This is a genomic window from Phenylobacterium sp. (assembly GCF_004297125.1).
Classification (GTDB): Bacteria; Pseudomonadota; Alphaproteobacteria; order Caulobacterales; family Caulobacteraceae; genus Phenylobacterium.
The window spans coordinates 428,510-451,997 of sequence record NZ_SCVD01000020.1; the positions used below are offsets into that span (position 1 = coordinate 428,510).

A 23,488-nucleotide genomic window follows, 5' to 3' on the forward strand; every position below is an offset into this window, starting at 1 on the left:
TTCGCAAAGAAAGTCCGCCTCCGGCGCCTATGCTACGACCATCCGCCGAATTCGAGGGCGGCGTGCAGGGATGTTTCGTTGACCTCAGTCCACTCGACAGGCGCGGCCGGCGCTCCGCCCCGCGGTGCGGGCGATGGCCTGTTCGACGCGCCGTCCTATGCGGACTGGGTTCGCGGCGCCATGCGGATCAAGGCGGCCCGCCCGGACGTCAGCATCCTGTTCGAGAGCACCATCGCCGAGCCCACGGAGGAACTGGTCGCGATGGTGCGCGAGGCGTTCTCGCAGGAGGTCACCTCCCGCTATGTCAGCGTCTTCGCCGACGGCAACCGCTACGCCATCGACGCCGTGGCGAAGCGCTATGGCCTCTCCGCGGACCAGATCGTGGCCACAACCGGGGCGACCGGGGCGCTGGTCATGGCCTTCAAGGCGCTGGTCTCCCCAGGCGACCATGTTCTGGTCGAACGCCCCGGCTTCGACTTCCTGTCGCGCCTGGCGCAAGAGGCCGGCTCCGTCGTCGAGGAATTCGCCCGCCCGGCGCCCACGTACGACGTCGACCTGGACGACCTGCGCGCCCGCCTGACGCCCCGCACGCGCGCCGTGCTGATCACCAACCTGCACAATCCAACCGGCGCCTGGCTGCGGCCGGAGCGGATCGCCGCCATCGCCGAAGCGGCCGACCTGGTCGGCGCCGTGCTGCTGGTGGACGAAGTCTATGCCGACTTCGCCGCGGCGTCCGGCGCGCCTCCGGCCGCGACGCTCGCGGCCAACATCGTCACCGTCTCCAGCCTGACCAAGGTGTTCGGCCTCTTCGCGCTGAAGTTCGGCTGGCTGGCGGGCGACGCCGACCTGGTCGCGCGCCTGCGGGCCGGCGCGCCGGACGGCGACATGGGCGTCTCGAAGCTGTCCCACGCCGTGGCCGCCCATGTGCTGGAGACCCCAGCCGCCTTCGAGGCCCATTGGAAGGCGGTGCTCGCGGCCACGCGGCCGGTGGTGCGGGGCCATGTCGACGCCCTCGTGGCCGACGGCCTGCTGGCGGGCGACCTGCCCCCCCACGGCTGCATGTATTTCCCGCGTGTGGTCGGCGTGGACGACACCCGCGCCCTGGCCCAGCGCCTGCTGTCCGAGTTCGACGTCCTGGTGGCCCCGGGCGAGTATTTCGGCGCCCCCGGCTACATCCGCATCGGCTACGGCGCCGACGCCCCGGCCATCGACCAGGGCATGCTGCGCCTGCGCGCGGGCTTAGCCGCGCTTCGCTGACCTACTGGCCGCCGTCCACCCGCAGGATCGCGCCGGTGGTGAAGGACGACATCGGGCTGGCCAGGTAGAGCGCCGAGGTCACCACTTCTTCCGGCCGACCGGGCCGCCCCAACGCATTGTCCGACCGCTCGCGCGCCTCCTCGCTCCAGGCCTTGGAGATGTCGGTGAGGAACGGCCCCGCCGAGATGGTGTTCACCCGCACCTCCGGCCCGTATTCTCGCGCCATCGAGACGGTCATGGCGTTCAACGCCGCCTTCGCCCCCGAATAGGGCACCACCGCCGGCAGCGGCATCAGGGCGCCCGACGAAGAGATGTTGATGATCACCCCGCCGCCGGCCTGCTTCATCCGGTGCGCCACCTGGCTGGCCAGCCGGAACGGGCCCTTGAAGTTCAGCCCCAGCACGCTGTCGAACAACTGCTCGCTCACCTCATGGCTGGGGACGGCGGGCGACATCCCGGCGTTGTTGACCAGGATGTCGATGCGGCCGAACTGGGCGTAGGCCGCCTCGATCAGGCCGTCGATCTCGTCCCATCTCGCCGCGTGGGCGGCATAGGCCATGGCGCGCCGGCCCAGTCCGCGCACGTCGGCGGCCACCGCCTCGCAGGCGTCCAGCTTGCGGCTGGAAATGACCACGTCGGCGCCAGCCTTGGCGAAGGCCATGACCATCTGCTGGCCCAGCCCGCGGCTGCCGCCGGTGACCAGCGCCACCTTGCCGGTCAGGTCGAAGAGGTCGCTGGCCATCAGCTCATGCCGCCCGCCACGTCGCGGTCCCGCGCGTCGCCCAGCTGCGAACCGCCGTCGCAGTCCAGGATCGTGCCGGTGACATAGCGGGCGGAGTCACTGACCAGGAACACCGCGCTCTCGGCCACCTCGCCCACCTCGCCGAACCGGCGCAGCGCGATGCGGGCCGTGATCGCCTTGTCGGATTCCGGCGTCGGGCTCAGCCGCGCCATGCCCTCGGTGCCGGCGATGGGTCCCGGCGAGATTCCGTTCACGCGGACGCCCGAGGGGCCCCACTCCATGGCCAACACCCGGATCAGCTGGTTGATTCCCGCCTTCGCCGCGCAGACGTGGGCCTGCATCATCGCGGGGTTCACCGCCTGGCCGGCCGTGATGGCGATCAGCGAGGCGCCGGGCCGGTTCAACAGGTCGTAGCACGCGCGGAAGACGTTGAAGGTGCCGTTCAGGTCGATGTCCACGACCGTCCGGAAACCGTTGGCCGACATGCCCAGCGCCGGCGCCACGAAGTTGCCGGCCGCGCCGGAGACGACGATGTCCAGCGGACCCAGCTTGTCCCTGGCCTCCTGGAGCGCCGCCTGGATCTGCGCGTAGTCGCGGACGTCGCAGGACAGGCCAAGGGCCCCGTGGCCGATCTCGGCCGCCGCATTGGCCGCCTTTTCCGGGTTGCGCCCGGCCACCGCGACCTTGGCCCCGAGCTCGGCGTAGCGCTTGGCTATGCCCAGGTTGATGCCGCTGGTGCCGCCGGCGATGAAGGCGGTCTTGCCGACCAGCAGGTTGTCCTTAAAGGCGCTCATGTTTCCTCGTCCCGGTGGGCTGTGGGCGTCGTGGCCCCGTGCCGCCCCACTGGTCCGCGCTGTCTCAGCGTCAGTCAACGACCCACATGTTCGGCGCGCCCGCCGGGCCGAACGACAGCCAGTTGCCGGCGAGAGGCTGCTGTTCGACACCTGGCCGCGTGTAGTCGCAGACTCCGGTCGGAAAGGTTCTCCGCATCTCCGCCCACTCCTCCGGCGTGAAGGCGGCGGGGTAGTCGGCGGGATCGAGCGGTTTTAGCGCGCACTTCAGGACGTTGTTCGCCAGGGGCGCGCCGGCCTGGATGTAGGGGTTGCTGTGCGGCGGGTAGAGGCGGTTGCAGGCGGTCGCCTTGCCCCACACCTGGCGCTCGACGATCTTCGCGCCATCCTCCGTGAAACAGGCGTCGACGAGGCCGGCAGGACGCGCCGAAGCGACCTTCTGCGCCGCGGGACGGGCCGAGCGGTCGGCCTGGATGGCCTGGATCCAGGCGGTCATGCCGTCGAGGGCGCCCTGCAGGACCGGGCTTTCCAGGCTGAACAGGCCACGTCGGGCGCTCTCCGTCAGCATCACCTGGTTGTCGGCGTCGCCGTTCGCGGCGACCAGGCGCTCGCGGAACGAGAACGAGTGGAACCGCTGATGCGGGTCGCCCTTCGCGAAGTCTGCGTAGGCGCGGTAGTCGATGATGGGGACTCCGGCCAGGCCGCCGCCGCCCGATAGGATGCGTCCGCTGCGATAGGCGCGGCGGATGGCTTCGGGGTCGCCGGCCGTCCGCGCCTCGGTGAACTTCGCGTCGATGTCCACGCCGCCGATGCGCCGGTTGAGGTCGATGAACTGAGCCTTGGTGATGACGCCGGCGCGAAACGCGACGAGGCCGTACTGGACCCCGATGTTGTCGAGCGGTCGCCGCGCGAAGCCGGTCGCCGGGTCGCGGCCGTAGGCGTTGCGACCGTGGTCGTAGATCGAGCAACGCGCGCCGGTGGGATTGGTCTTGGCGTCGTAGAGCAGCGCCTTTGGGATCGCCGGGGAGCAGACGCCGGCCGGATCGATCCGGTCGCCGCGGTCGCCCTGGGTCCGCAGGGAGACGAAATCCGGAAGCCCCGACACGGCGACGATCTGCGCCTCGGTCCACGGCGTCGTCGCGCCGTGGCGGTAGTAGTTGTAGACCAGCCGCGCCCCGAACGAATGGACGCTCACCGCCGCGTAGCCCACGTCGGGGAAACTGCAGCCCACCACGACGCCGTCCAGCAGGCCCGGATAGTTGTCGGCGATCTGTTCGGCCTGGTAGGAGCCGCCGGAACAGCCCCAGCCGATCGTCCGCGAGATGGGGCCGAAGCGCTCGATGAAGCGCTCCCGGACCATCATCATGGTCTCCGACGCCAGCAGGTCGTCGCAGTTGTTGCCGAAGACGTTCAGCGACGAAGAGGCGACCGCGTAGCCGCGCGCCAGCATCTGGTCGTCCAGCACGCCGCCGGTGGTCTTGCCCTGGATGTACATGCCGCCCGGGCAGCCGCCGCCGAACACATAGATCAGCCCGCGATTCCAGCTCCGCGACGGCGCGGCGGGCGTCGGCGCGGCCGTCCGCGGATCGTGCAGCATGGCGAGCTGGTAGATCGAGCGGTTCACCACCCCGGTCTCCACCCGCACGATGTAGGGGTGAGGCTTGCCCGCCGCATCGACCACTTCGCCGATGTCGCCCGGCATGGCTCCGGCCGGCAGCGGGCGGAAACCGCCCTCGCGGCGGCGGTAGACGTAGTCCACGCGCGTCGCGGCATCGCAGTCGGCGCTGGCGGCCGGCCCGAGCGTCCCGCCGGTGACCGGCAGCTCGAAGCTGTCGGTCATGCAGATGAACGGCGTCTCGTGCGGGCCCGAGATGACCGGCCCCTGCAGCGGCCAGTTGGTCAGGATGAGGCGGGACGGCGCCCGGCCTCCAGCCACCTCAAGCACATTGTCGCCGAGCTTCAGGCCGGTGATCAGGCCTACGCGCCTCCCCGAGCGCGCGACCGGGCGGAGGGCGTCGGTCACCGGCCGGCCGTTCAACGTCACCGCCGCGCCGGTCCGCCCCACGATCTCCACCAGGGCGTCGCCGCCGGTGACCAGGTCGTTGTGCGACGACAGCACGCGGATGCGGGCGGCGTCGCCGGTCTGCACATGCTCCTGGGTCGGGAACGGCTGGGCGTCAGAGATCCCGGAGACCCCGAGCAGGGCCCCCAGCAACGGTCCGATCAGCCAACGCCGCATGACCGCCCCCCTCGTCCACCTAATACTGGAGCCTCAGGCCCGCTTTGAACATGCGGCCGATCACGTCGTACTGCGGAGAAGCGTTCAGGCCATAGCCCCATCCGAAGCCCTTGGGCGGCTTCACTTGGAACAGGTTGTCGACGTTGAAGAAGACTTCGGCGTCGGCTCCAAACCGCTCGAACTTATAGTTGAGGTTCAGGTTGGTGTAGAGGCGGGCCGCGACGTGGTTGTCGTCGATCTCGTTGGGCGCGCGGAAGTCGTTGCTGACCACGCCGCTGGACAGGTAGCGGTTGACCACCGTCACGCGGATCGGACCGCGCTCGTAGAAGGTGGTGGCCTGGATAGTCCAGTCCGGCTGGCGGTCGCCCAGCGAGCCTGCGAGGTCCAGCGCCGTGACGCCGTCGCTGGTCTCGAACTTGCCCACGTAGTTGGCGAGCACGCGAATGCCCACGTCGCCCTCCCAGCCCGGATTGAAGGTCGAGAGCGAGGTCCGGTAGGCGGCCTCGATGTCGAGACCGTTGGTCTCGAAACCGGCCAGGTTGAGGTTGGTCGACCGGATCTCGATGATGTCGCCGTTGACCCGCGTGATCTGCCCGCAGAGGTCCTGGTTGCCCGCGAAGCAGCGATCGACGATCTGCTGCACGGCCAGGGTCGAGATCGAGTCGCGGATCTTGATCCGGTAGTAGTCCACCGAGCCGCTGAGGCCCGGCAGCCATGCGGGCCGATAGACGACGCCGGCCGAGATCGTGTCGGCGATCTCCGGGGTCAGGGCGGCGTTGCCGCCGCCGATCTGCTGGATGTTGAAGGTGACCGAGCCCGGCTTGAAGCGGTCGATCACCGACCCGCGGGCCTGGGTGGCGCCCGTGTACAGCTCCTGCAGGCTGGGTGCGCGGATGTCGCGCGAGCGAGTGAACCGGAGCCGCAACTCGTCCGTTGGCGCCCAGGTGAAGCCGGCCTTCCAGGTCTCCACGCGGCCGGAGGTGGAATAGTCCGTGACGCGGCCGGCCAGGTTGACGTCGGCGGTCCCCAGGCCCTCGTCCTTCAGCACCGGTATGACCAGTTCGCCGAAGGCTTCCTTGACGTTGTACTCGCCGGCGTAGGGCTTCGGATTGCCGATACCGAAGGCGCTCTCGAGCGACAGCGGATCCGACGTGGCGTCGATCTCCTCCCGGCGGTACGAGCCGCCGGCGGCGAACGACACCGGCCCGGCCCAGGTCGAGAACAGGTCGCCGTGAATCGAGGCTTCGACCACATGCTGCCTGTAGATCTGGCGCGTGAACTGATCGCCCAGAATGTAGTCGATGGCGGCCTGCGAAGCCGCGCCGGGACCGAAGATGTTCAGCGGCACGCAGCCGTTGGTCGGGTTCGTGAGCGTCGAGCGGCAGACGATGGTTCCGGCGGCGATCCCGGCGGCGTTGCCGGCCGGAGCGACCACCGCGTCCGTCGCCAGGTTCACGTTGCCCCGGGCCGTGACCCCGCCCCGCGAGGTGATCAGATTGTCGTCCACCGTACCGAAGTACTTGTTCCGCCCGAACTGGTAGTAGACGTCCCACGACCAGTCGCCCTTGAGGTCGCCGCTCAGGCCGGTGACGAAGCGATAGGTCTCGTTGGTGTTCTTGATCCGCGAGTTGCCGGTCCAGTCCTCGTTGATCCTGCCGATGTTGAGGAACGCGGGGCCGGCGGGATTGCCGCCGCCGACACCGGACATCTGCGCCTTTATGTTGGCGGGCAGGAAGGCGTTGTCGGCGCTGACCGAGAGCCAGGTCGTGGCGCTGGTCCCGAAGCGGTAGGGCGGCACCGAATAGGCCGGGCCGATGATGCTCTTGGTGTACGTGCCCTCAACGAAGCCCTGGATGCTGTCCGTCAGCTCGTGCTTCACATGGCTGAACAGGCTGACCCGCTCGGACGGGTTCACGATTTTGATGTTGTCGTAGATCTGGGTGTAGTCGCCGAATGTGTCGGGGCCGGCTGGCTGGATCATGTTGCCGGTCGGGTTGACGTAGGTCCCGTAGACGAATCGGTGGGTCGCGCCGCCAGGACCGAAGGCCGTGCCGGCGAGCGCGCAGTTGGGGATGTTGCCGCCGGCGGCCGTGCGGCAGCCGTTGACCAGTCCGCCGGTGGACATGTAGGCGGCCACGATCCCTTCGGACACCTTGATGCGCCGCGGCTGGCCGTTGGTCGGCGTGTAGGCCGGATTGTTGATAACGCCGGGACGCGCGGCCAGCCAGTCCCGGTCCATCAGGTCCTGCTTGCCGCCCACGAAGTACTCGGCCGAGGCGATGAAGTGGCCGCGCTTGTCGTTGAAGTCCCGCCCGACGGCGGCGGAGACCGTGCCTTCGCCGTTGTCGCCGTGGCCGGAGATCCCGCCGGACATCTCGGCCTTCAGGCCGGTGAAGCCGGTGTCGAGCACGAAGTTCACCACGCCCGAGACGGCGTCCGAACCCCAGGCGGCCGAGGCGCCGCCGGTCACCACGTCGATGCGGGAAACCAGCGCGCTCGGCAGGATATTGACGTCGACGACGCCGTTGCCGGTCGAAGGCACGACGCGACGGCGGTCCAGCAGGACCAGATTGCGGTTGGCCCCCAGGCCGCGCATGTCGAGGCTGCCCTGGCCGCCGTTCGCGCTGCTGTTGCTGCCGCTGCGCGCGCCGCCCTGGTTGCGGAACACCGGTAGGTTCCGCGACACGTCGACCAGCCGCGTGACGGCCTGTTCCTTGAGCTGCTCGGTCCCGACCACGGTGACCGGGGTCGGCGCCTGGAAGCCGTCGCGGACGACGCGCGAGCCGGTGACGACGACCTCATCGAGGGCCGGCTCTCCCGGCGCGGCGGTCTGGGCCTGGGCGGCGTTGGCGGCGAGCGCCATGGCGATGGCGGACACACCGGCCCACAGGATGCGTTGACGCATTGTTCAGCTCCCTAATTCCCCGGGCGTTCTTTCGGAGCGTCTGCGCGATCCTGATGAGCCCTTGGCGCAAGACCTAGCGCGCGAACCTGACAGCAGCCTGTCGTCCAAGGGTCATGTTGCGGCCAGCAACGGGAAGGCGCCCACCGCCAGGCCCGCGACCAGGAGCACCAGCGAGGTGGCGATGGCCCAGCGGGCGGTGAACTTCTGGTGCTCGGCGAATTCGACGCCGGCCAGGTTGGCCAGCAGGTACGTGGACGGCACCAGCGGGCTGAGCAGGTGCAGTGGCTGCCCCACCAGCGACGCGCTGGCGATGGCCTGCGGGCTCACCCCGTAGTGGGAGGCCGTCTCGGCCAGGATCGGCAGCATCCCAAAGTAGAAGGCGTCATTCGAGATGAAGAAGGTCATGGGCAGGCTGATCAGCCCGGTGATCGGCGCAAGGTACGGCCCGAGCTGCGGCGGGATGACCGCGAGCAGGTTGCGGGACATGGCCTCGACCATGCCCGTGCCGTTCAGGATGCCGGTGAAGATGCCCGCCGCGAAGATCAGCGACACCACCGCCAGAATGTTGGCCGAGTGGGCCGCCACGCGGACCTTCTGCGCCTCCAGGCTGGGATAGTTCACCATGGCTGCGATGCAGAACGCCCCCATGAACAGCGCCGGCAGCGGCAGGACGCCCAGAACCAGCAGGACGATCAGGGCGACGGTCAGCGCCGCGTTGAACCAGACCAGCCTCGGGCGGCGCGCCTCGGGATCGGCGGAGACAGTGAAGGCGCCGCCGTCCACCGACACCATCTCGTCGACGCCCGCATCGCCGACGAGCGCCGGCTGGTAGATGACGGGATCGGCGCCCAGCACCAGCACGCCCAGCCGGCGCCGCTCGAAGCGCCCGTAGGCGAAGGCCAGCACCAGCAGCCACGCGAAACAGATCACCATCGCCGGCACCAGCGGCAGGAAGACGTCCGCCGGCTCGAGCTGCAGCGCGCTGGCGGCGCGCGCGGTCGGGCCGCCCCACGGGGTGATGTTCATCAACCCGCTCGAGAGCATGATCAGGCAGGCCATGATCAGCGGGTTCAGGCCCATCCGCTTGTACAGTGGCAGCAGGGCCGCGGCGGTGATCATGTAGGTGGTCGAGCCGTCGCCATCGAGCGAGACGAAGGTGGCCAGGACCACGGTGCCCACGATGATCCGCACCGGGTCGCCCCGCACCAGGCGCAGCAGCAGCCCGACGACCGGGTCGAACAGGCCCGCGTCGATCATCAGGCCGAAGTAGAGGATGGCGAACATCAGCATCACCGCCGTGGGCGCGATGTTCTTGATGCCGTCCAACATCATCGGCCCAAGGCCCGCGCCGAAGCCGGCGAGCAGGCCGAAGAAGATCGGGATGACGATCAGCGCCACGAGCGGCGACAGCCGTCGCGTCATGATCAGCGTCATGAACGTCGCGACCATCGCGAAGCCGAACACGGAAAGCAGAAGACTCGACGTCACCAAGCTGTTCGTCCTGCCCTAATCCCCCGGTCGCGGCGCGCCGGCCAGGCGTTTTCTCGCCTTTGGGCCCTACGCTACGACAGCCGCCTTGCAGCAACCTGTCAGCCTCGCGACGGATGACGAAGGCCCATCTTCGCCCCTAGGCTGGCCGCGCGGCTCGGGGAGGGCCGCGCGGCGATGACCAGCGCAGCCCATCCGGCCGGCCGGGGCATGACCTTTCTGCGCGACCGGGCGCAGCGATCGGTCTTCGACCACCTGCGCCTGCTGCTGGCCGGCGTCTTCCTGTCGGGCGGCGCCCTGGCCTTGCTGGCGGCCTGGTTCTTCTCCAACGCCCTGGCCAACGACACCTACGATCGCCTGCTGATCAGCGCCGCGGTGCAGATCGCCGAGACCGTGGGGATCGACCAGACCCATGTGACGGCCAACCCGCCGGACGCCGCCTTCGAGACCCTCGCGCTCGCCCGGGACGACCGCCTTTTCTATGCGGTCCGGGCGCCGGACGGCCGTCTGGTGACCGGTTCGGGCATGCTGGCGGCCCGTGTGTCCGGCCGCGAACTGGAGTCGCCGCGCCTGGCAGACGCGGAGGTCGCCGGGGAGGCGGTCCGCACCGCCACCATCGGGCGCTACATCACCACGCCCGGCGAGGCAGGCTGGGCCAGCATCGTCGTGGCCCAGACGCGGCTGGCCCGCAACGCCCTGGCCGTGAACCTGATGCTGAAGATCGGCGCGCTGATCGTCTTCGTCAGCGCCCTCGGCTTCTTCTCCGCCCTGGCGGTCGCGCGCCGCGCCCTGCTGCCGCTGGCCCGGATCGAACAGGCGCTGGGCCAGCGGGACCTCAACGACGTGCGACCGCTCGCGGTGTCGAGCCCGCGCGAGACCCAGGCGCTGGTCGATGCGATCAACCAGGTCATGGCCCGCCTGGCGGACCGGATGGCCAAGCTGCAGGCCTTCGTGGGCGTTGCCGCCCACCAGATCCGCACGCCCATCGCCGCCGTCACCGCCCAGGCTGAGCTGCTGGAGGCCGACAGGACCCCGGCGGCGCGGCGGGCGCGGGCCGAGCGGATCCGCGGCCGGCTGGCCGAGCTCGGGCGGCTGACGAACCAGCTCCTGGGCCACGCCATGGTCGTGTACCGCGCCGATACCGCCCCCCACGCCATCGTCGACCTGGGAGAGGTGGCGCGGAAGGCGCTCCGCGAAGGCGTGCCCCAGGCCCTGGACCGCGACCTGATCGTCACCTTCCACCCGCCATCCAGATCGATCCGCGTCCAGGGCGACGCGCTCAGCCTGCACGAGGGGCTCACCAACCTGGTCCACAACGCCGCGGTGCATGGCGCGCCGTCGCGGCTGGAGGTCAGAGTGGACGAGAGCGACGGCTGGGCGACGGTCAGCGTCTGGGACAATGGCCCCGGCATTCCGCGGGACACCTGGGCGGCGGCGGTGACCCCCTTCACCGCACCGCGTACCGGCCGCCCAGGCGCCGGCCTCGGCCTCTCCATCGTCCATGAGATCGCCACAGCCCACGGCGGGCGGCTCGAGTTCGACCTGCCGCCGGACGGCGGCTTCACCGTGCGGGTCAGCCTGCCGACGCCGGAGCGCCCGTGAGGCGGTTCGTGATCCTGGCCGTCGCCATGGCCGCCGTGTTCGCTGTCGGCTGGATGGTGATGCGGCCGCATGCGCCGAAGGCCCGCGCGCCCTACCCGCGGCCGGCCTACGGCGAACAGACCATCTTCCCCGCCTCGGCGCGGCCGGCCCGGCTGCTGACGATCGAGGCCGCCACCGACGTCAGCTTCATGCGGCCGTTCATTGAGGTGTTCCAGAAGGCCAATCCACAGGTGGCGGTGCAGTACGTCGACACCCTGTCGAGCGAACTCCTCGGCAACGCGCGCGCGGCCTGTCGCCGGCCCGGGGCGACCCCGGACCTCTACCTGAGCATCTCGACCGACCATCTTGTCGAGCTCGCCAACAGCGGCTGCGCCTCGCCGCTGCCGAAAGCCGTCGCTTCGCAGGCGCCGGACTGGGCGCAGTGGCGGCGCGAGGTGATCGCCTTCAGCCTGGAGCCCGCGGTCTTCGTCTACGACACCCGCCGCTTCTCGCCCCACACCGTGCCCCGCAGCCACCCGGACCTGATCGAGGCCATGCGGGCGGACCCGGAGGCCTGGCGGGGCCGCATCGGGACCTACGACATCGAGAAGTCCGGTCCCGGCTACAACTACGCCAGCTTCGACGCCCGCCAGGCGGCGATCTACGGTCGCCTGATCGAGAGCTTCGGGCGCAGCCAGGTGAAGTCGTACTGCTGCTCGAACCTGATGGTCGACGCCGTCCGCAACGGCGACATCGCCCTGGCCTACAATGTCCAGCTTTCCTACGCCTACGCCGGCCAGCGGCAGAGCCGACATGTCGGCGTGGTCCTGCCATCGGACTACCAGGCCATCCAGTCCCGCTCGGTGATGGTCAGCCGCGATGCGCGCAACAGGGCCGACGCGGTCGCCTTCGTCCAGGCCCTGCTGTCCCCGAGGGGCAAGGCGCTGGCGGAGGCCATGACCACGCCGCCGCCGAACGGCGTCACCATCGGCGCGGTCTCGGAGACCGAGCGCGCCGGCCAGATCGCGGTCAGTTCGTCGCAGCTCGCCCTGCGCGACGCGGCCCGGCGCGCGGCCTTCATCCAGGAATGGCGTCGCGCGACCCGCCCTCCCGAGGCCCCCTCGCCCTAGGCTCCGGCGCCGATCTGGTAGCCGAGGCCCCGGTGGGTGCGGATCTCCGCGCCCGAGCCCGCCAGCTTCGGCCGCAGCCGGGTGACGATGACCTCGATGGCGTTCTCGCTGGGCTCGGCCGAGAAGTCGAAGATCTGGTCCATGATGACACTCTTGCTCAGGATCTTGCCCTGGTTGGCGAGCAGCACCTCCAGCAGCGCCAGCTCCCGCCGCGTCAGGCCGACGGGCGCGCCGTGGATGGTCGCGGTCCGGGCGGCGCGGTCCAGCGCCACGCCCCGGCAGGCCAGGGTATTGGTGCGGTCGCCGCTCCGCCGGCGCAGCAGCGATCGGACCCGGGCTTCCAGTTCGCGGAAGTCGAACGGCTTCACCAGGTAGTCGTCCGCGCCGTCGTCCAGCACCTTGACCCGATCCTCGACCTCGGACCTCGCGGTCACCACCAGCACCGGCGTCGTGCTCTTGCGACTGCGCAGGCCGCGCAGTACGGCCACGCCGTCCATCTCGGGCAGCGTCAGGTCCAGCACCAACAGCTCATAGGCGGTATCGCGCAGCAGTCGGTCTGCGCCGCCGCCGTCCTGGGCCCAGTCCACGGCATGGCCCATGCGCTCGATGCAGGCCACCATCCCCTCGCCCAGATCGACGGTGTCTTCCACCACAAGCACCCGCAAGGCCGATTCCTTCCAATCGCACGCCGGCTCATTCCGCCCGCCAGTCCAGCAGAGGAACCGGTGGCGCGCCAGCGCTTCAGGGCTGTAAGGCAGGCGTCAGGTTGGTGTGCCAGCCTGACCGGAAGCCTGGCGGTTGGCGGCGGCGCACGACCGCCCGCGAGATCAGCGCACACGGGAGGCGATCGATGACCTTGAAGACCCTGGCCCTGGCGGGCGCGGCGAGCCTGTTCGTCGTCCTTCCCGGCGTGGCGTCGGCCCAAGCCACCTCGCCCGAGACCCTGGCGCCCGCCGGCCCGTACGCCCAGCACCTCACCACGCCCAGCCGCGCGAAAGCCGTCACGACCGGCCGCAAGATGATCGCCGACTATATGGCGCGACGCGGGGTCCCGGGCCTCTCCATCGCCGTCTCCGTCGATGGCGTGACCGTCTGGTCCGAGGGCTTCGGCCTGGCGGACGTCGAGCAGGGCGTCCCGGTGACGCCGGCCACCATGTTCCGCACCGGCAGCGTCGCCAAGCCCATGAGCATGTCGGTCGCCGCCGTCCTGCACGACCGCGGCAAGCTCGACTTCGACGCGCCCGTGCAGTCGCTGGTCCCAAGCTTCCCGGTGAAGAGCAAGCCGATCACCTTCCGCATGCTCGCCGGCATGCTGGGCGGCCTGCGCCACTATCGCCTGGGCAGCGACGACTTCTTCAACTCCACGAAATACGAGAACCTCCTGGACTACGTGGAGACCTACAAGAACGACCCCCTCGTCGCCGAGCCGGGGACCAAGTTCTTCTACTCGAGCCCCGGCACCAACCTGCAGGGGGCGATGACCCAGGCGGCGGGCGGCAAGCTGTTCCCCGACCTGGCGCAGGAACTAGTCTTCGAGCCGCTGGGCATGGTCCACACCGTCGCCGACCGGAACGAGGAGATCATCCCCTATCGCGTCCGCTACTACGAGCGCACGGGCGGAGAGCGCACCTATCGCATCCGCCAGTCATCCTGGGGGAACGGCGAGCGCGGCGTCCTGCTGAACGCGCCCTACAGCGACAACAGCAACAAGTTCGCCTCGGGCGGCTACCTGACCACGCCGGAAGACCTGGTGAAGTTCGGCAACGCCCATCTCAACCCGGGCTTCCTGAAGGCCGACACCCTGCGCCAGCTCTTCACCGAGCAGAAGACCGCCGACGGCAAGGGTACTGGCTATGGCATGAACTGGTTCCTCGACAAGGATAAGGCCGGCAACCCCGTCTACTGGCACTCCGGCTCGTCGGTCGGCGGCAACTCGATGCTGATCCTCTATCCGAACCAGAAGCTGGTGCTGGCCATGCAGACCAACCTCACGGACTCCAACCTCAAGGAGCTTCCCCGCGCCCTGGCCGACCTGTTCGTTCCCTGACCCAGGCTGAGCGGCCGCGACGCCGTGCGCCGCGGCCGTTGCATCTAGAACTCGGTCGACAGCGTCACTTGAACCGTCCGGCGCGGCCCCGGCCGGAACGAGGCCGGCGTGTTGATCGTGGTCGAGATCGTGCCGAGGTAGTCCTCGTCCAGCAGGTTGTCGACGTTGACCCGGGCCTGAAGCTGGACAGCAGAACGCCGCTACGCCAGCCGGCTACGGCTGGTGGCGGTGAAGTCAGAGCCGATGCCCACCCACTCGGCGCCCAGACGGGCAACAGCGTAATCGATGGACGCCCGACGGGCTATTTGGCCGCGACCGGGGCCAGGGCGCGCACCGCCTCGAGGACCGGCCGTGCCTCGGCCCGCACCAGCCAGTCGGGGCTGACATCCACGAACGCCGCCCGCCGATCCTGCCCGACGACCACGACGGTCGGCTGGGGCAGGTCCCAGGTCCCGGTCCCCGTGGTGTCGCCGATGAAGCTCCCCTTCAGGCGGCCGGCGAGCTGGGTCGCGGCGTTGGCCGTGTAGAGGATGCCCAACTTGCCGCCGAGCACGTTGTCCCGGTCGGTCGCCACCGGGAAGCTGAGGTCGTGGCGGCGCTTGATCTCCACCAGACGCTCGGGGACCTGTGGGCTGACCGCCACCAGCGTTGCGCCAAGCTCGCGCAGGCCAGGCGCCAGCTCGCGGTCGTAGTAGGGCAGCGCGATGTTGCAGGCCGGACAGCCGGCGAAGCGGAAGAAGAGGAGGACCGCGGGGCCCGTCGCCGTCAGGCTCTCCAGGGTGAGATGGCCGCCGTCGACCTCCTCCAGCGCGAAGTCCGGCAATGGATCCCCGGCGGCGATCCAGGAGGACGGATCGGCGGCCTCAACCAGCTCGCGCCGTTGATCGATGTTGAGCTGCAACTGGCCGGCGTCCCAGGTCCGCTCGCGTTCGGCGTGGAGTTCGCCCAGCAACTCGCGAAGGCTCTTGCCCATGGTCCAGCTCCTTGCGCCCTGGGCGCTTCCGGTCTCCCGGAGGGTGAACCTCGTTCGCACGGGCGGGACAATCGGGAAGTCTTCAAGTCACGCATTTGCGAGGCGCCACTTGCTCATCCGACCAGATGCCCGGCGTGTCCGCTTGGCTGATGCCCAGCGGCGTCGCCGAGGTCGCGTCCTCGCGGCGCGGCTTCGAGGCCTAAGCTCCGACGAGACGGCGGGGGATCGCGTAAGGCTGGCGTCGCCCAGGGCGGCGGCGGGCCAGCAGCGCCGCCTTCTGGGCGGCCTTGAGCGTCGAGTAGATCGTCGCCGACCCAGCCGTCCGCACCCATACCTCGCGCCCCGGCGTGTCGGCGGCCAGGTAGACGGGTTCATACCCGTTCCGCGCATCGACCAGGACGACCAGGGCGCCATCGATCAAACTGTCGTCGATCTCCGACAATGGCCCTGCTTCACATCTTGCCGGCGCCCACTGCCCGGCTTGTTCCCTTGCGAAAGGCCTCGATCGGCCATGGGTTCCAGGGTGGGTGGCGATCTCGGCCGACGCGCGACAGGCGGAAACGCGGCAATCCCGGAGGGAACATAGATGCCGCGCGCGCCAAACGCCGGGCGCGAGATCTATGCGCCATGCCGCCGTCGGAAGCCTGGAAACGCACAGCATTTCCGCGCCGTCCCCGTAGGATGTGGCCGATAGGGTGAGGCTTCGAACGCGAATGCTGAAGCGATCGGGATCGAAAAAGGGCGGGCGCGGATCTTCGGGGGGTCTCCTGTCCACCGCCCGACGGCGCGGAGCCGCCAGCGCGGCGGCCGTCCTGGTCGTCAGCCTCGCCGCGTCGTCGCCCGCCGGTGCGGCGACCGCGCCGGAGGCGCCCGTCCTGACGCAGCAGACCGTCCGGGTGGGCGACCGCACGCTGGCCTACGCCGCGGAGGTGGGCCGGATCCCCATCCGGGACGTGGAGACCGGGGAGCCCCACGGCTTCATGGGCTACATCGCATACCGGGTGCGCACCAAGGGGCCGCCGCGGCCTCTGACCTTCGTCTGGAACGGAGGCCCCGGGGCCGACTCGTCGACCCTGCACTTCGAGGTGGTCGGCCCAAAGCGGGGCGAAGGCGCCGGGCTGGTCGACAATGCCGAGACCTGGCTGGCTGACACTGACCTGGTGTTCGTGGATCCTATCGGCACGGGGTTCAGCCGACCGGCCAGGGCTGAGTATGCGCAGGAATTCTACAGCACCGTCGGCGACGTCGCCTCGGTGGCCGAGTTCGTGCGTAGCTGGCGGCTCCTGCATGGGGCCGAGGACGCGCCGATCTTCCTAGCGGGCGAAAGCTGGGGCGCCGGCCGCGCCGGGAGCGTCGGCTACGCGCTCCTGAAGCGCGGCGTGCCCGTGAAGGGCTTGGTCCTGATCTCCGGCGGTTCGGGCCTGCCCGCGGCCTACGGCGCCCCGGAGCTGCTCGCCGCCCTTCGCGTGGCCGACCTCGCGCCGGTCGCCCTGTTCCATGGCCGCCTGCCGCCGGAGCTGGGCCGCGATGCGGACGCCGCCCGACGGAACGCGGCGGCCTGGGCCAGGGAAACCTATGCGCCGGCGCTGGCCAGGGCCGCCAGCCTGTCAGAGGACGAGCGAAGCCGGATCGTCGGGGAGCTGTCGCGGCGCACGGGCATGCCGGCTGACCAGATCGACCGCAAGACCCTGGCCTTCGGGCCCCGCGCCTATCGCACCGCCCTGCTCGGCGAGCCCGCCAAGGTCCTGAACGTCTTCGACATGCGCAAGGTGGCCGACCCGCCGCGGGCCTTCAACCCCGCGATCCTGCGCTATCTGCGCGGCGCCCTCGCCTATCACACGGACCTGCCCTACCTCGGCGTCGAAGGCCTCCGGGACGGCTTCGCGCCCGGCGGCAAGCCGCCTGAGGGGCCGGGCGCTCGCTGGGACTACGCCACGGCTCCGGTGTCCGAAGCGGAAAGGGCGGCCGCGATGCAGGCCGCCATGGCGAGCGGCAGCGGACCGCCCCGCCTGGGCCCGCCGCTTCCGTCGACCGCCGAGGCCGTCGCGCTGAACCCGGACCTGAAGGTGCTGGTCGCCGCCGGCTCGTTCGATTCGCTGAACAGCTGCAGCAGCAACGGCGAGGTCGCCCGAAACCTGCCCACGCCCCTGAAGGGCGCGGTCACGTTCAAGTGCTACGAGGGCGGGCACATGTTCTACCGCGACCAGCCTTCGCGGTTGGCGTTCAGCCGGGACATCCGCGCATTGCTCGACGCCGCGAAGTGACCTCAGTCACGACATGCCGCCGGGCTCCGGCTCAGCGGGAGGCGTCGCGGATCAAGGCCCTCACGTCGTCCGCGAAGCTCGCGGCGGTGTCGCCGAGGTAGAGCATGTGGCCTGAGGCGTAGCGGCGGAGCATCAGGCGGTCGGCGGGGAGCTTGGCCTGCTCGACCGAATATTCCGCTGGGGCCGCGTGGGTGGTGAGGTCGTAGTAGCCCGACGCCACCATCACGCGGAGCTTCTCGTTGCGGCGCATGGCGACGGCTAGGTCCGTGGCAAAGCTCTGGCCCTCCGGGACGCCCTTGCGATCCCAGTTCCAGGAGGGCAGCAGGTCCTTCCAGACGATCGCGCCATACGGCCGGTCCATCTCGATCTTCAGGTCGTCGCTGACCATCTGATGGAAGGCGGCCACGAAGCCCGGAACGTAGCGGCCCATGGCCGGGTCGTCACCCACAGGGTCGTTGCCGCTGCCGGCCAACGGCAGGGTGTAGCGGCTGTCATAGGCGCCGACCTGGAGGCCCTGGTCGGCCAGAAGCTGGCGGCCGAAGGCGGCGTCCTGGACCGTCAGCGCCTTCTCGTAGGCCGAGACTGGCAGGCCGGTGTAGGCGGCCAGGCGGCCGGCCATGGCGGTGCGCTCGTCCGCGGTCAGCGTCCCGGCCTTGGCCCTTCTCAGCGCCTCGAGATAGTCGCCCTTGGCGAAGGCCTGCACCTCCTGGTGGAAGGTCTCCAGGTCGCGGCCCTTGCGGTCGATCTTGCGGTGGTACCAGGCGGTGTCGGCCATGGCGGGCAACGCCAGCGCCTGGCGCATCTCCGCCGCGCCGGCCTCGCCCGAGGCGTTGCGTGGCGCCAGCGTCGTGCCCAGCAGGATGACGCCGTTCAGCGTGATGCCCCGCATCACGCCCACGTAGAGCGGCCCGCCCATCAGCGCCCGGGGCAGCACCGCCGCGCGGACCGAACCGTAGCTCTCGCCCATCACGAACTTCGGCGCGTTCCAACGCTTGTGCTCAGTGAGCCAGAGCTCGATGAACTGGGAGACGGTATCGGCGTCCTCGTCGACGCCCCAGAAGTCGGCCGTGGTCCCCTTGCCCACTACCGTGGACCAGCCCGTGCCGACGGGGTCGATGAACACCAGGTCGGCCACGTCCAGCAGGCTGTAGGGATTGTCCGCCACGCCGAAGGGCGGGACGTTGGAGGGGTTCACCTCCCGGTCCAGCACCACCCGGCGCGGCCCCACCACCCCCATGTGCAGCCAGAGCGACGACGATCCTGGTCCGCCGTTGAACACGAACAGCACCGGCCGCCTGGGATCCGGCGGCCCGTCCTTGAGGTAGGTGAAGGAGAAGATCGAGCCGATCGGTTCGGCGGCGCGGTTGTAGAGGTAGGTTTCGCCGGCGATGGCCGTGTAGGGGATCTTCACGCCCTTCACCGTGATCGCCCGCTTGGTCACGAACCGCTTGGGCGCGGGCAGCGGCTCGACCGGACCGGGCGCCGTGGGCCGTGACATCGGGATCGAAAACGGCCCCGCGTTCGGCGGTGCGGCCGGCGTCTGGGCGAAGGCGGACGAGGCCGTCAGCGCCGTGGCGGCCAGGAAGGCGGCCAGCCTCACGCGGGCGGCGCCTTGGGCAGAACGGCCAGCAGGCGGTCGATATCGTTCATGTCGTTGAACACCCCGAGCGAGACGCGGAAGCGGTTGGCGCTGACGGTCAGTCGCAGATCGTTCTTGGCGAGGAGTTCGCCCAGCTTGGCGCGGGCGTCCTTCAGCGCGAAGGCCACCAGCGGCGTGCGGCTGCCGAGCGGTGTCATCGGCTGGTAGCCGCGGCGGCGCAGCTCGGTCTGGATCGCGACGGCCATGGGTTGGCGCCAAGCCTGGATATTGGCGACGCCAAGCTTCTGGATGAAGCCCAGGCTGTGCTCCAGCTGGACCACGCCGGTCCACGAGGTCGTGCCCATGGCGAACTTGCCCGCCGCCCCCTGGGCGTAGCCGTAGTCGGCGACGGTCTGGCCGGGTGGGTCGAAGGGGAAGACGTGGGTGACGAACCGGCCGCCGACCTGATGATAGCCCCACCAGGGCCGGGGGAGCTTCTCCTGCACCTCCCTGCGCACATAGAGGAAGCCCAGGCCGAAGTCGCCCATCAGCCACTTGTAGGAAGAGGTGGCCGCGAAATCGACGCCGGCGGCGCGTAGGTCCAGCGGGGTCGATCCCGCCCCGTGGACGATATCGGCATAGACATAGGCGCCGTGGGCGTGGGCCAGGTCGCAGACGGCCTTCAGGTCGTGCTCGAAGCCGTTGGTGGTCGAGACGTGGCTGATGGAGACCAGCCGGGTCTTGTCGTTCACCGCCGCGGCCATGGCCTGCATGTCGATGCGGCCCTCGGGCGTCATAGGCAGGGTGACCACGTCCATGCCCAGCTTGGCCAGCTCGCCGTAGGTGTAGAACGAGCCGAAGAAGTGCAGGGCGTCGGTGACGATCCGGCCGCCGCCCTCGGGGAAGCCCAGGGCCTTCAGCACCAGGTTCTCGCCCATGGTCGTGGACTGGATGAAGGTGAGTTCGTCCGGCGCCGCGCCGACCAGGGCGCCGAAGCCCGCGAGGACGATCTTCTCCTTGGCGTCTATGGAATAGCCGGCCCACAGGCCGTCGCGGGTCTTGTAGCGGAGGTATTCCTCCAGCGCGGCCTTCGCCCCCAGCGGCATCGGATGGGTGGAGCCGGCGTCGAGGTAGACGTACGGCATTTTCGCGAAGGCGGCCTTGGCCGGCAGCAGGACAGCGTCGATCGGCTGCGCCGTCGCGTCCGCGACCGCGGGCACGGCCGCCGCCCCGATGACCAGATCTCTGCGACTGAGCTTCATGAGCCCTCCCACCGCGGATGAGCCTAGGAGGTCAGGCGCGGATTATCTTTTCGTACTTCGGCGCCCGCAGCCCGTTCGCGGAATGGACTATTCAAACTCAGCGGAACTGCCGCGCCACCAGCGGCACGGCCATGGTGCTCTTCTGGGAGCCGAGCGTGACGATCGAGCGGACATCCACGACCCCCGGCAGCTTCAGCAGAACCGAGAAGATGAAGTCCTGGTACCAGGTCACGTCGGGGGCCAGGATCTTCATCATGATGTCCATCTCGCCGAAGACGGTCCAGCAGTCCTGGATCTCCGGGACGCTGTTGATCTGCCGGTAGAAGTCGGCGCGTTCGTCCTCGGTCAGGGTGGTCATCTTCACCTGGGCGAAGATCTGCATCTTGAAGCCGAGGCGCTCGGGGTCGACGAGGGCCACGATGCCCTTGATGTAGCCCTCCTCGCGCATCCGCTGGATCCTGCGCCAACAGGGCGACTGCGACAGCCCGACCCGCTCCGCCAGCTCGCCGGTCGACAGCGAAGCGTCCTTCTGCAGAAGCTCAAGGATCTTGACGTCGATAGCGTCCAGGCCGCTCGGCATAGATGTGTCTTTGATACGCGCCATGGACGCATAGCGGATGCGCCAAACTCGCCTGTCAAGGTTGACCTGTCCACACCGCCCCGAACTCGGTCTTCTGCACCCCGACGCTTCGCGTCAGAGCCTGCCGCCGGTCACCCAGGCGCGGATGTCGTCGGTGAAGGCCCTCAGCGAAGGCTCGTGGATATAGGCGACGTGCCCGCCCACGTACTGGCGCTGGAAGACCCGGTCGCGGGGCCAGTCGCTGCGCGTCACGAGATAGCGGGCCGGGCCGACCGTGGTGGTCAGGTCGTAGATCCCGGTCCCGATCATCAGGCGGAAGCGCGGGTTCGCCCGGAACGCCTCGGACAGCCGACTTTGATAGTCGTAGTCCAGGAACGGACCGCCCGGCCCGAGCGTGCCGTTCCACTCCCAGCTTCCGGCGCCGGGGGCCGCGCCGCGATACTCGCTCACCGGCCAGGTCACCCCGAGCTGACCCGACAGATGGTCGGCGATCGCCGGGCCGACAAGGCGCATGACCGGCGACATAGGATCCTCCGCGCGCGCACCCGGCTTGGCCGCCGGTCCCACGTAGCGGGCGTCGTAGGTCCCGAGGATCAGGCCGCGGTCCTTCAGGAGCTCCCGCGCGAAGGCGATCTTCGTGATCGCGAGGTCGTGCGCCAGATAGTAGTCGGCGCCGATGCCGGTCATCGCCCGCAGCTTCGCGGCGATCGCCTTGCGCCTTGCCGCCGGCAGGTCGTTTCCCTGCAGAAGGGCCTGCAGATACTCGCCCATGCCCCAGGCGTAGGCTTCGTCGACCACGGCGGTCATCGACTTGCCTTTCCAGGCGGGCGCCTTGCCATGGTAGGCGGCGATGGCGGCCAGGGCGGTGAGGTTCGTCGCGTAGGAGATCGCGTTCTGCGCCCGCTGGCTCGTCTCGATCATGTTCACGGCCTGGCCGAACAGGAAGACGCCGTCGAGCGGCATCACGCCGGCCAACTGACCGGCCATGACCGCGGCGCGGAGCGTGCCGTAGCTCTCGCCCGCCACATATTTCGGCGAGGCTTCCCGGCCGTTGGCCTTCGTCCAGGCCACGACGAAGTCCGACACCGACTGGGCGTCTCCGTTCACCGAGTAATAGTAGGGCAGCTTCGATCCCGGGAGCACCCGGCTGAAGCCCGTCTCCGCCGGGTCGACGAAGACCAAGTCGGCGACGTCCAGCACCGTCAGGTTATTGTCGACGACATGCTCGCCGAGCGAAGCGGCGGCGGGATCCTGCGCGATCGCCAGCCGCTTCGGCCCCAGGGCCAGCATGTGCAGGGTGCCCGAGGAGGCGCTCGGGCCGCCGTTGAACACGAACAAGACCGGCCGGCGCGCGGCCTCGGCGCCCTGCGCCACATAGGAGGTGCAGACGAAGCGAACGCCCGGCTGGCCGTCCGGCCCCGGCACGAACGTCTCGCCCACCGTCGCGAGGTAATCGACCTTGTGTCCGCTGAAGACCCCGGAGCCTCGCGTGACGAAGGGGCCGCCCGCCAGACCCTGCGCCCGGGCCGCGCCCGCGACGAGCGTGGTCAGCGCAGCCGCGGCCAGCAGCGTTCGTTTGGTGACGTGCGGCATCGCGCTCCCCTGTCGACCCGACCAAGCTAGAGGCCGCGCGCAGGATTTTCTTTGCAATCTGTCGCGATGCCGCCGGCGGCCCGGCATAGCCTATGCTGGCGCCCGATCCGCGGCGCATGGTCGTTGTCGCCGCGCATCGTGTCCACGCCGGGCGCGGGACCAGCCGTGACGGCGGCTTCGAGCGCCGCATGCAGACGGCCGAGCTGGCCTATATCCGCAGCTCCCGCGCCGCCCAGACGGTCCTGGCCGAGAACTACGTGGGCCTGCCCCTGACGTAGCGATGCGATGGGCCCCGGGCGCCATGGTCCTTGACGCTCCGCCTCCGGCGCGGCATCGCCGGCCTGACGGAGCTTTGCGATGAACCCCTTTCCCGACGACATCTTCACCGAGCCGGAGGATGTCGATCCCGACACCCTGGCCAATCTCGGTCCGCTCGCCCGGCTTGCGGGCGTTTGGGAGGGCCGCAAGGGCATCGACCTGAACCCGAAGGCGGACGGCCCGGAGCGGCGCGCCTATCTCGAGCGCATAGACCTGCAGCCGATCGACCCCCAGGCCAACGGGCCGCAGTTGCTCAGGGGCCTGCGCTACCACGTCCACATCAACACCGAGGAAGAGGACATCACCTTCCACGATCAGGTCGGCTATTGGCTGTGGGAGCCGGCGACCGGCCTGGTGATGCAAAGCCTCACCATTCCCCGCGGGCAGTCGCTGCTCGCCGGCGGCTCGGCCAAGCCCGACGGCAGCGGCCTGATCGTCAGCGCCCGGCGCGGCGACACCGAGTACGGCATCGTCTCGACCGCTTTCCTCGAGTACGCCTTCCGCACCGACTCCTACACGCTCGACGTCACCTTCAACGCCGACGGGAGCTGGAGCTACGTCTCCGACACCATGCTCACGGTGCGCGGCCAGGCCGAGCCTTTCCGCCATCTCGACCGCAACACCCTGGTGAGGGTGGCCGAGCCCGCGCCCAATCCGCTGGCCGTGATCACAAGGGCCAAGGCGTCCACCACCTGATCGGCGTCGATCCGGACCCCAAAGAGCGCTGGCCCTTCGCGGG

19 protein-coding genes are annotated in these 23,488 nt (G+C 69.7%); 7 read left to right on the forward strand and 12 right to left on the reverse strand.

Translation table 11 applies throughout. The features are described 5' to 3' along the window. The first annotated feature begins 78 nt into the window (after positions 1 to 78). Complete coding sequence (locus tag EPO51_RS12865; RefSeq protein WP_293351076.1) at positions 79 to 1,257, forward strand: pyridoxal phosphate-dependent aminotransferase; 1,179 nt, start codon at positions 79 to 81, stop codon at positions 1,255 to 1,257. 1 nt (position 1,258) lies between these two features. Here EPO51_RS12865 and EPO51_RS12870 read toward each other — a convergent pair whose 3' ends face one another. From EPO51_RS12870 to EPO51_RS12890, 5 genes are all read right to left on the reverse strand, one after another. Then, positions 1,259 to 1,999, reverse strand: a complete 741-nt coding sequence (locus tag EPO51_RS12870; protein ID WP_293351077.1) for an SDR family NAD(P)-dependent oxidoreductase — start codon at positions 1,997 to 1,999, stop codon at positions 1,259 to 1,261. Next, a complete protein-coding gene (locus tag EPO51_RS12875; RefSeq protein ID WP_293351079.1) occupies positions 1,999 to 2,793 on the reverse strand; it encodes an SDR family oxidoreductase in 795 nt (264 codons plus the stop codon). The genes EPO51_RS12870 and EPO51_RS12875 overlap by 1 nt, the downstream gene beginning before the upstream one ends. 70 nt (positions 2,794 to 2,863) lie before the next feature. Continuing rightward, positions 2,864 to 5,029, reverse strand: coding sequence for a DUF6351 family protein (locus EPO51_RS12880; RefSeq protein WP_293351081.1), 2,166 nt, complete (start codon positions 5,027 to 5,029; stop codon positions 2,864 to 2,866). Positions 5,030 to 5,048: 19 nt separating this feature from the next. Beyond that, the gene (locus EPO51_RS12885; RefSeq protein WP_293351083.1) at positions 5,049 to 7,934 is read right to left on the reverse strand and encodes a TonB-dependent receptor plug domain-containing protein; all 2,886 of its coding nucleotides are present in this window, start codon (positions 7,932 to 7,934) and stop codon (positions 5,049 to 5,051) included. Between the two features lie 111 nt (positions 7,935 to 8,045). Continuing rightward, complete coding sequence (locus tag EPO51_RS12890) at positions 8,046 to 9,422, reverse strand: CitMHS family transporter (RefSeq protein ID WP_293351085.1); 1,377 nt, start codon at positions 9,420 to 9,422, stop codon at positions 8,046 to 8,048. 177 nt (positions 9,423 to 9,599) lie between these two features. Between EPO51_RS12890 and EPO51_RS12895 the strand changes: the two genes are divergently transcribed. Both EPO51_RS12895 and EPO51_RS12900 read left to right on the forward strand, forming a co-directional pair. After that, positions 9,600 to 11,024 carry a sensor histidine kinase gene (locus EPO51_RS12895; protein ID WP_293351087.1) on the forward strand — a complete coding sequence of 475 codons (1,425 nt, stop codon included), beginning with the start codon at positions 9,600 to 9,602 and terminating at the stop codon, positions 11,022 to 11,024. After that, a complete protein-coding gene (locus tag EPO51_RS12900; RefSeq protein WP_293351089.1) occupies positions 11,021 to 12,133 on the forward strand; it encodes an ABC transporter substrate-binding protein in 1,113 nt (370 codons plus the stop codon). The genes EPO51_RS12895 and EPO51_RS12900 overlap by 4 nt, the downstream gene beginning before the upstream one ends. On the opposite strand, the gene EPO51_RS12905 is transcribed toward EPO51_RS12900, so the two are convergent. Beyond that, positions 12,130 to 12,792, reverse strand: a complete 663-nt coding sequence (locus tag EPO51_RS12905; protein WP_293351137.1) for a response regulator transcription factor — start codon at positions 12,790 to 12,792, stop codon at positions 12,130 to 12,132. The two genes, EPO51_RS12900 and EPO51_RS12905, sit on opposite strands and share 4 nt — an antisense overlap. 191 nt (positions 12,793 to 12,983) lie before the next feature. Here EPO51_RS12905 and EPO51_RS12910 point away from each other — a divergent pair, with 191 nt between their 5' ends. Next, a complete protein-coding gene (locus tag EPO51_RS12910; RefSeq protein WP_293351090.1) occupies positions 12,984 to 14,180 on the forward strand; it encodes a serine hydrolase domain-containing protein in 1,197 nt (398 codons plus the stop codon). Between the two features lie 301 nt (positions 14,181 to 14,481). On the opposite strand, the gene EPO51_RS12915 is transcribed toward EPO51_RS12910, so the two are convergent. Beyond that, positions 14,482 to 15,153 carry a peroxiredoxin-like family protein gene (locus EPO51_RS12915; RefSeq protein ID WP_293351092.1) on the reverse strand — a complete coding sequence of 224 codons (672 nt, stop codon included), beginning with the start codon at positions 15,151 to 15,153 and terminating at the stop codon, positions 14,482 to 14,484. Positions 15,154 to 15,352: 199 nt separating this feature from the next. Then, entirely contained in the window at positions 15,353 to 15,595 is a 243-nt protein-coding gene (locus tag EPO51_RS12920; RefSeq protein ID WP_293351093.1) for a hypothetical protein, read from the reverse strand. 271 nt (positions 15,596 to 15,866) lie between these two features. Between EPO51_RS12920 and EPO51_RS12925 the strand changes: the two genes are divergently transcribed. Next, positions 15,867 to 17,417 carry a S10 family serine carboxypeptidase-like protein gene (locus EPO51_RS12925; RefSeq protein ID WP_293351094.1) on the forward strand — a complete coding sequence of 517 codons (1,551 nt, stop codon included), beginning with the start codon at positions 15,867 to 15,869 and terminating at the stop codon, positions 17,415 to 17,417. 31 nt (positions 17,418 to 17,448) lie between these two features. Here the strand turns inward: EPO51_RS12925 and EPO51_RS12930 are convergent, their stop codons facing one another. From EPO51_RS12930 to EPO51_RS12945, 4 genes are all read right to left on the reverse strand, one after another. After that, positions 17,449 to 19,017, reverse strand: coding sequence for a S10 family peptidase (locus EPO51_RS12930; RefSeq protein ID WP_293351095.1), 1,569 nt, complete (start codon positions 19,015 to 19,017; stop codon positions 17,449 to 17,451). Then, a complete protein-coding gene (locus EPO51_RS12935; RefSeq protein ID WP_293351096.1) occupies positions 19,014 to 20,258 on the reverse strand; it encodes an aminotransferase class V-fold PLP-dependent enzyme in 1,245 nt (414 codons plus the stop codon). Before EPO51_RS12935 ends, EPO51_RS12930 begins: the two co-directional genes overlap by 4 nt. Before the next feature lie 97 nt (positions 20,259 to 20,355). Continuing rightward, positions 20,356 to 20,838 carry an Lrp/AsnC family transcriptional regulator gene (locus tag EPO51_RS12940; RefSeq protein WP_293351098.1) on the reverse strand — a complete coding sequence of 161 codons (483 nt, stop codon included), beginning with the start codon at positions 20,836 to 20,838 and terminating at the stop codon, positions 20,356 to 20,358. Positions 20,839 to 20,952: 114 nt separating this feature from the next. Continuing rightward, positions 20,953 to 22,431, reverse strand: coding sequence for a S10 family peptidase (locus EPO51_RS12945; RefSeq protein WP_293351100.1), 1,479 nt, complete (start codon positions 22,429 to 22,431; stop codon positions 20,953 to 20,955). Between the two features lie 92 nt (positions 22,432 to 22,523). On the opposite strand from EPO51_RS12945, the gene EPO51_RS12950 reads away from it, so the two are divergent. After that, positions 22,524 to 22,709, forward strand: a complete 186-nt coding sequence (locus EPO51_RS12950) for a hypothetical protein (protein WP_293351101.1) — start codon at positions 22,524 to 22,526, stop codon at positions 22,707 to 22,709. Positions 22,710 to 22,788: 79 nt separating this feature from the next. Beyond that, positions 22,789 to 23,445, forward strand: a complete 657-nt coding sequence (locus tag EPO51_RS12955; RefSeq protein WP_293351102.1) for an FABP family protein — start codon at positions 22,789 to 22,791, stop codon at positions 23,443 to 23,445. Positions 23,446 to 23,488 lie beyond the last annotated feature (43 nt).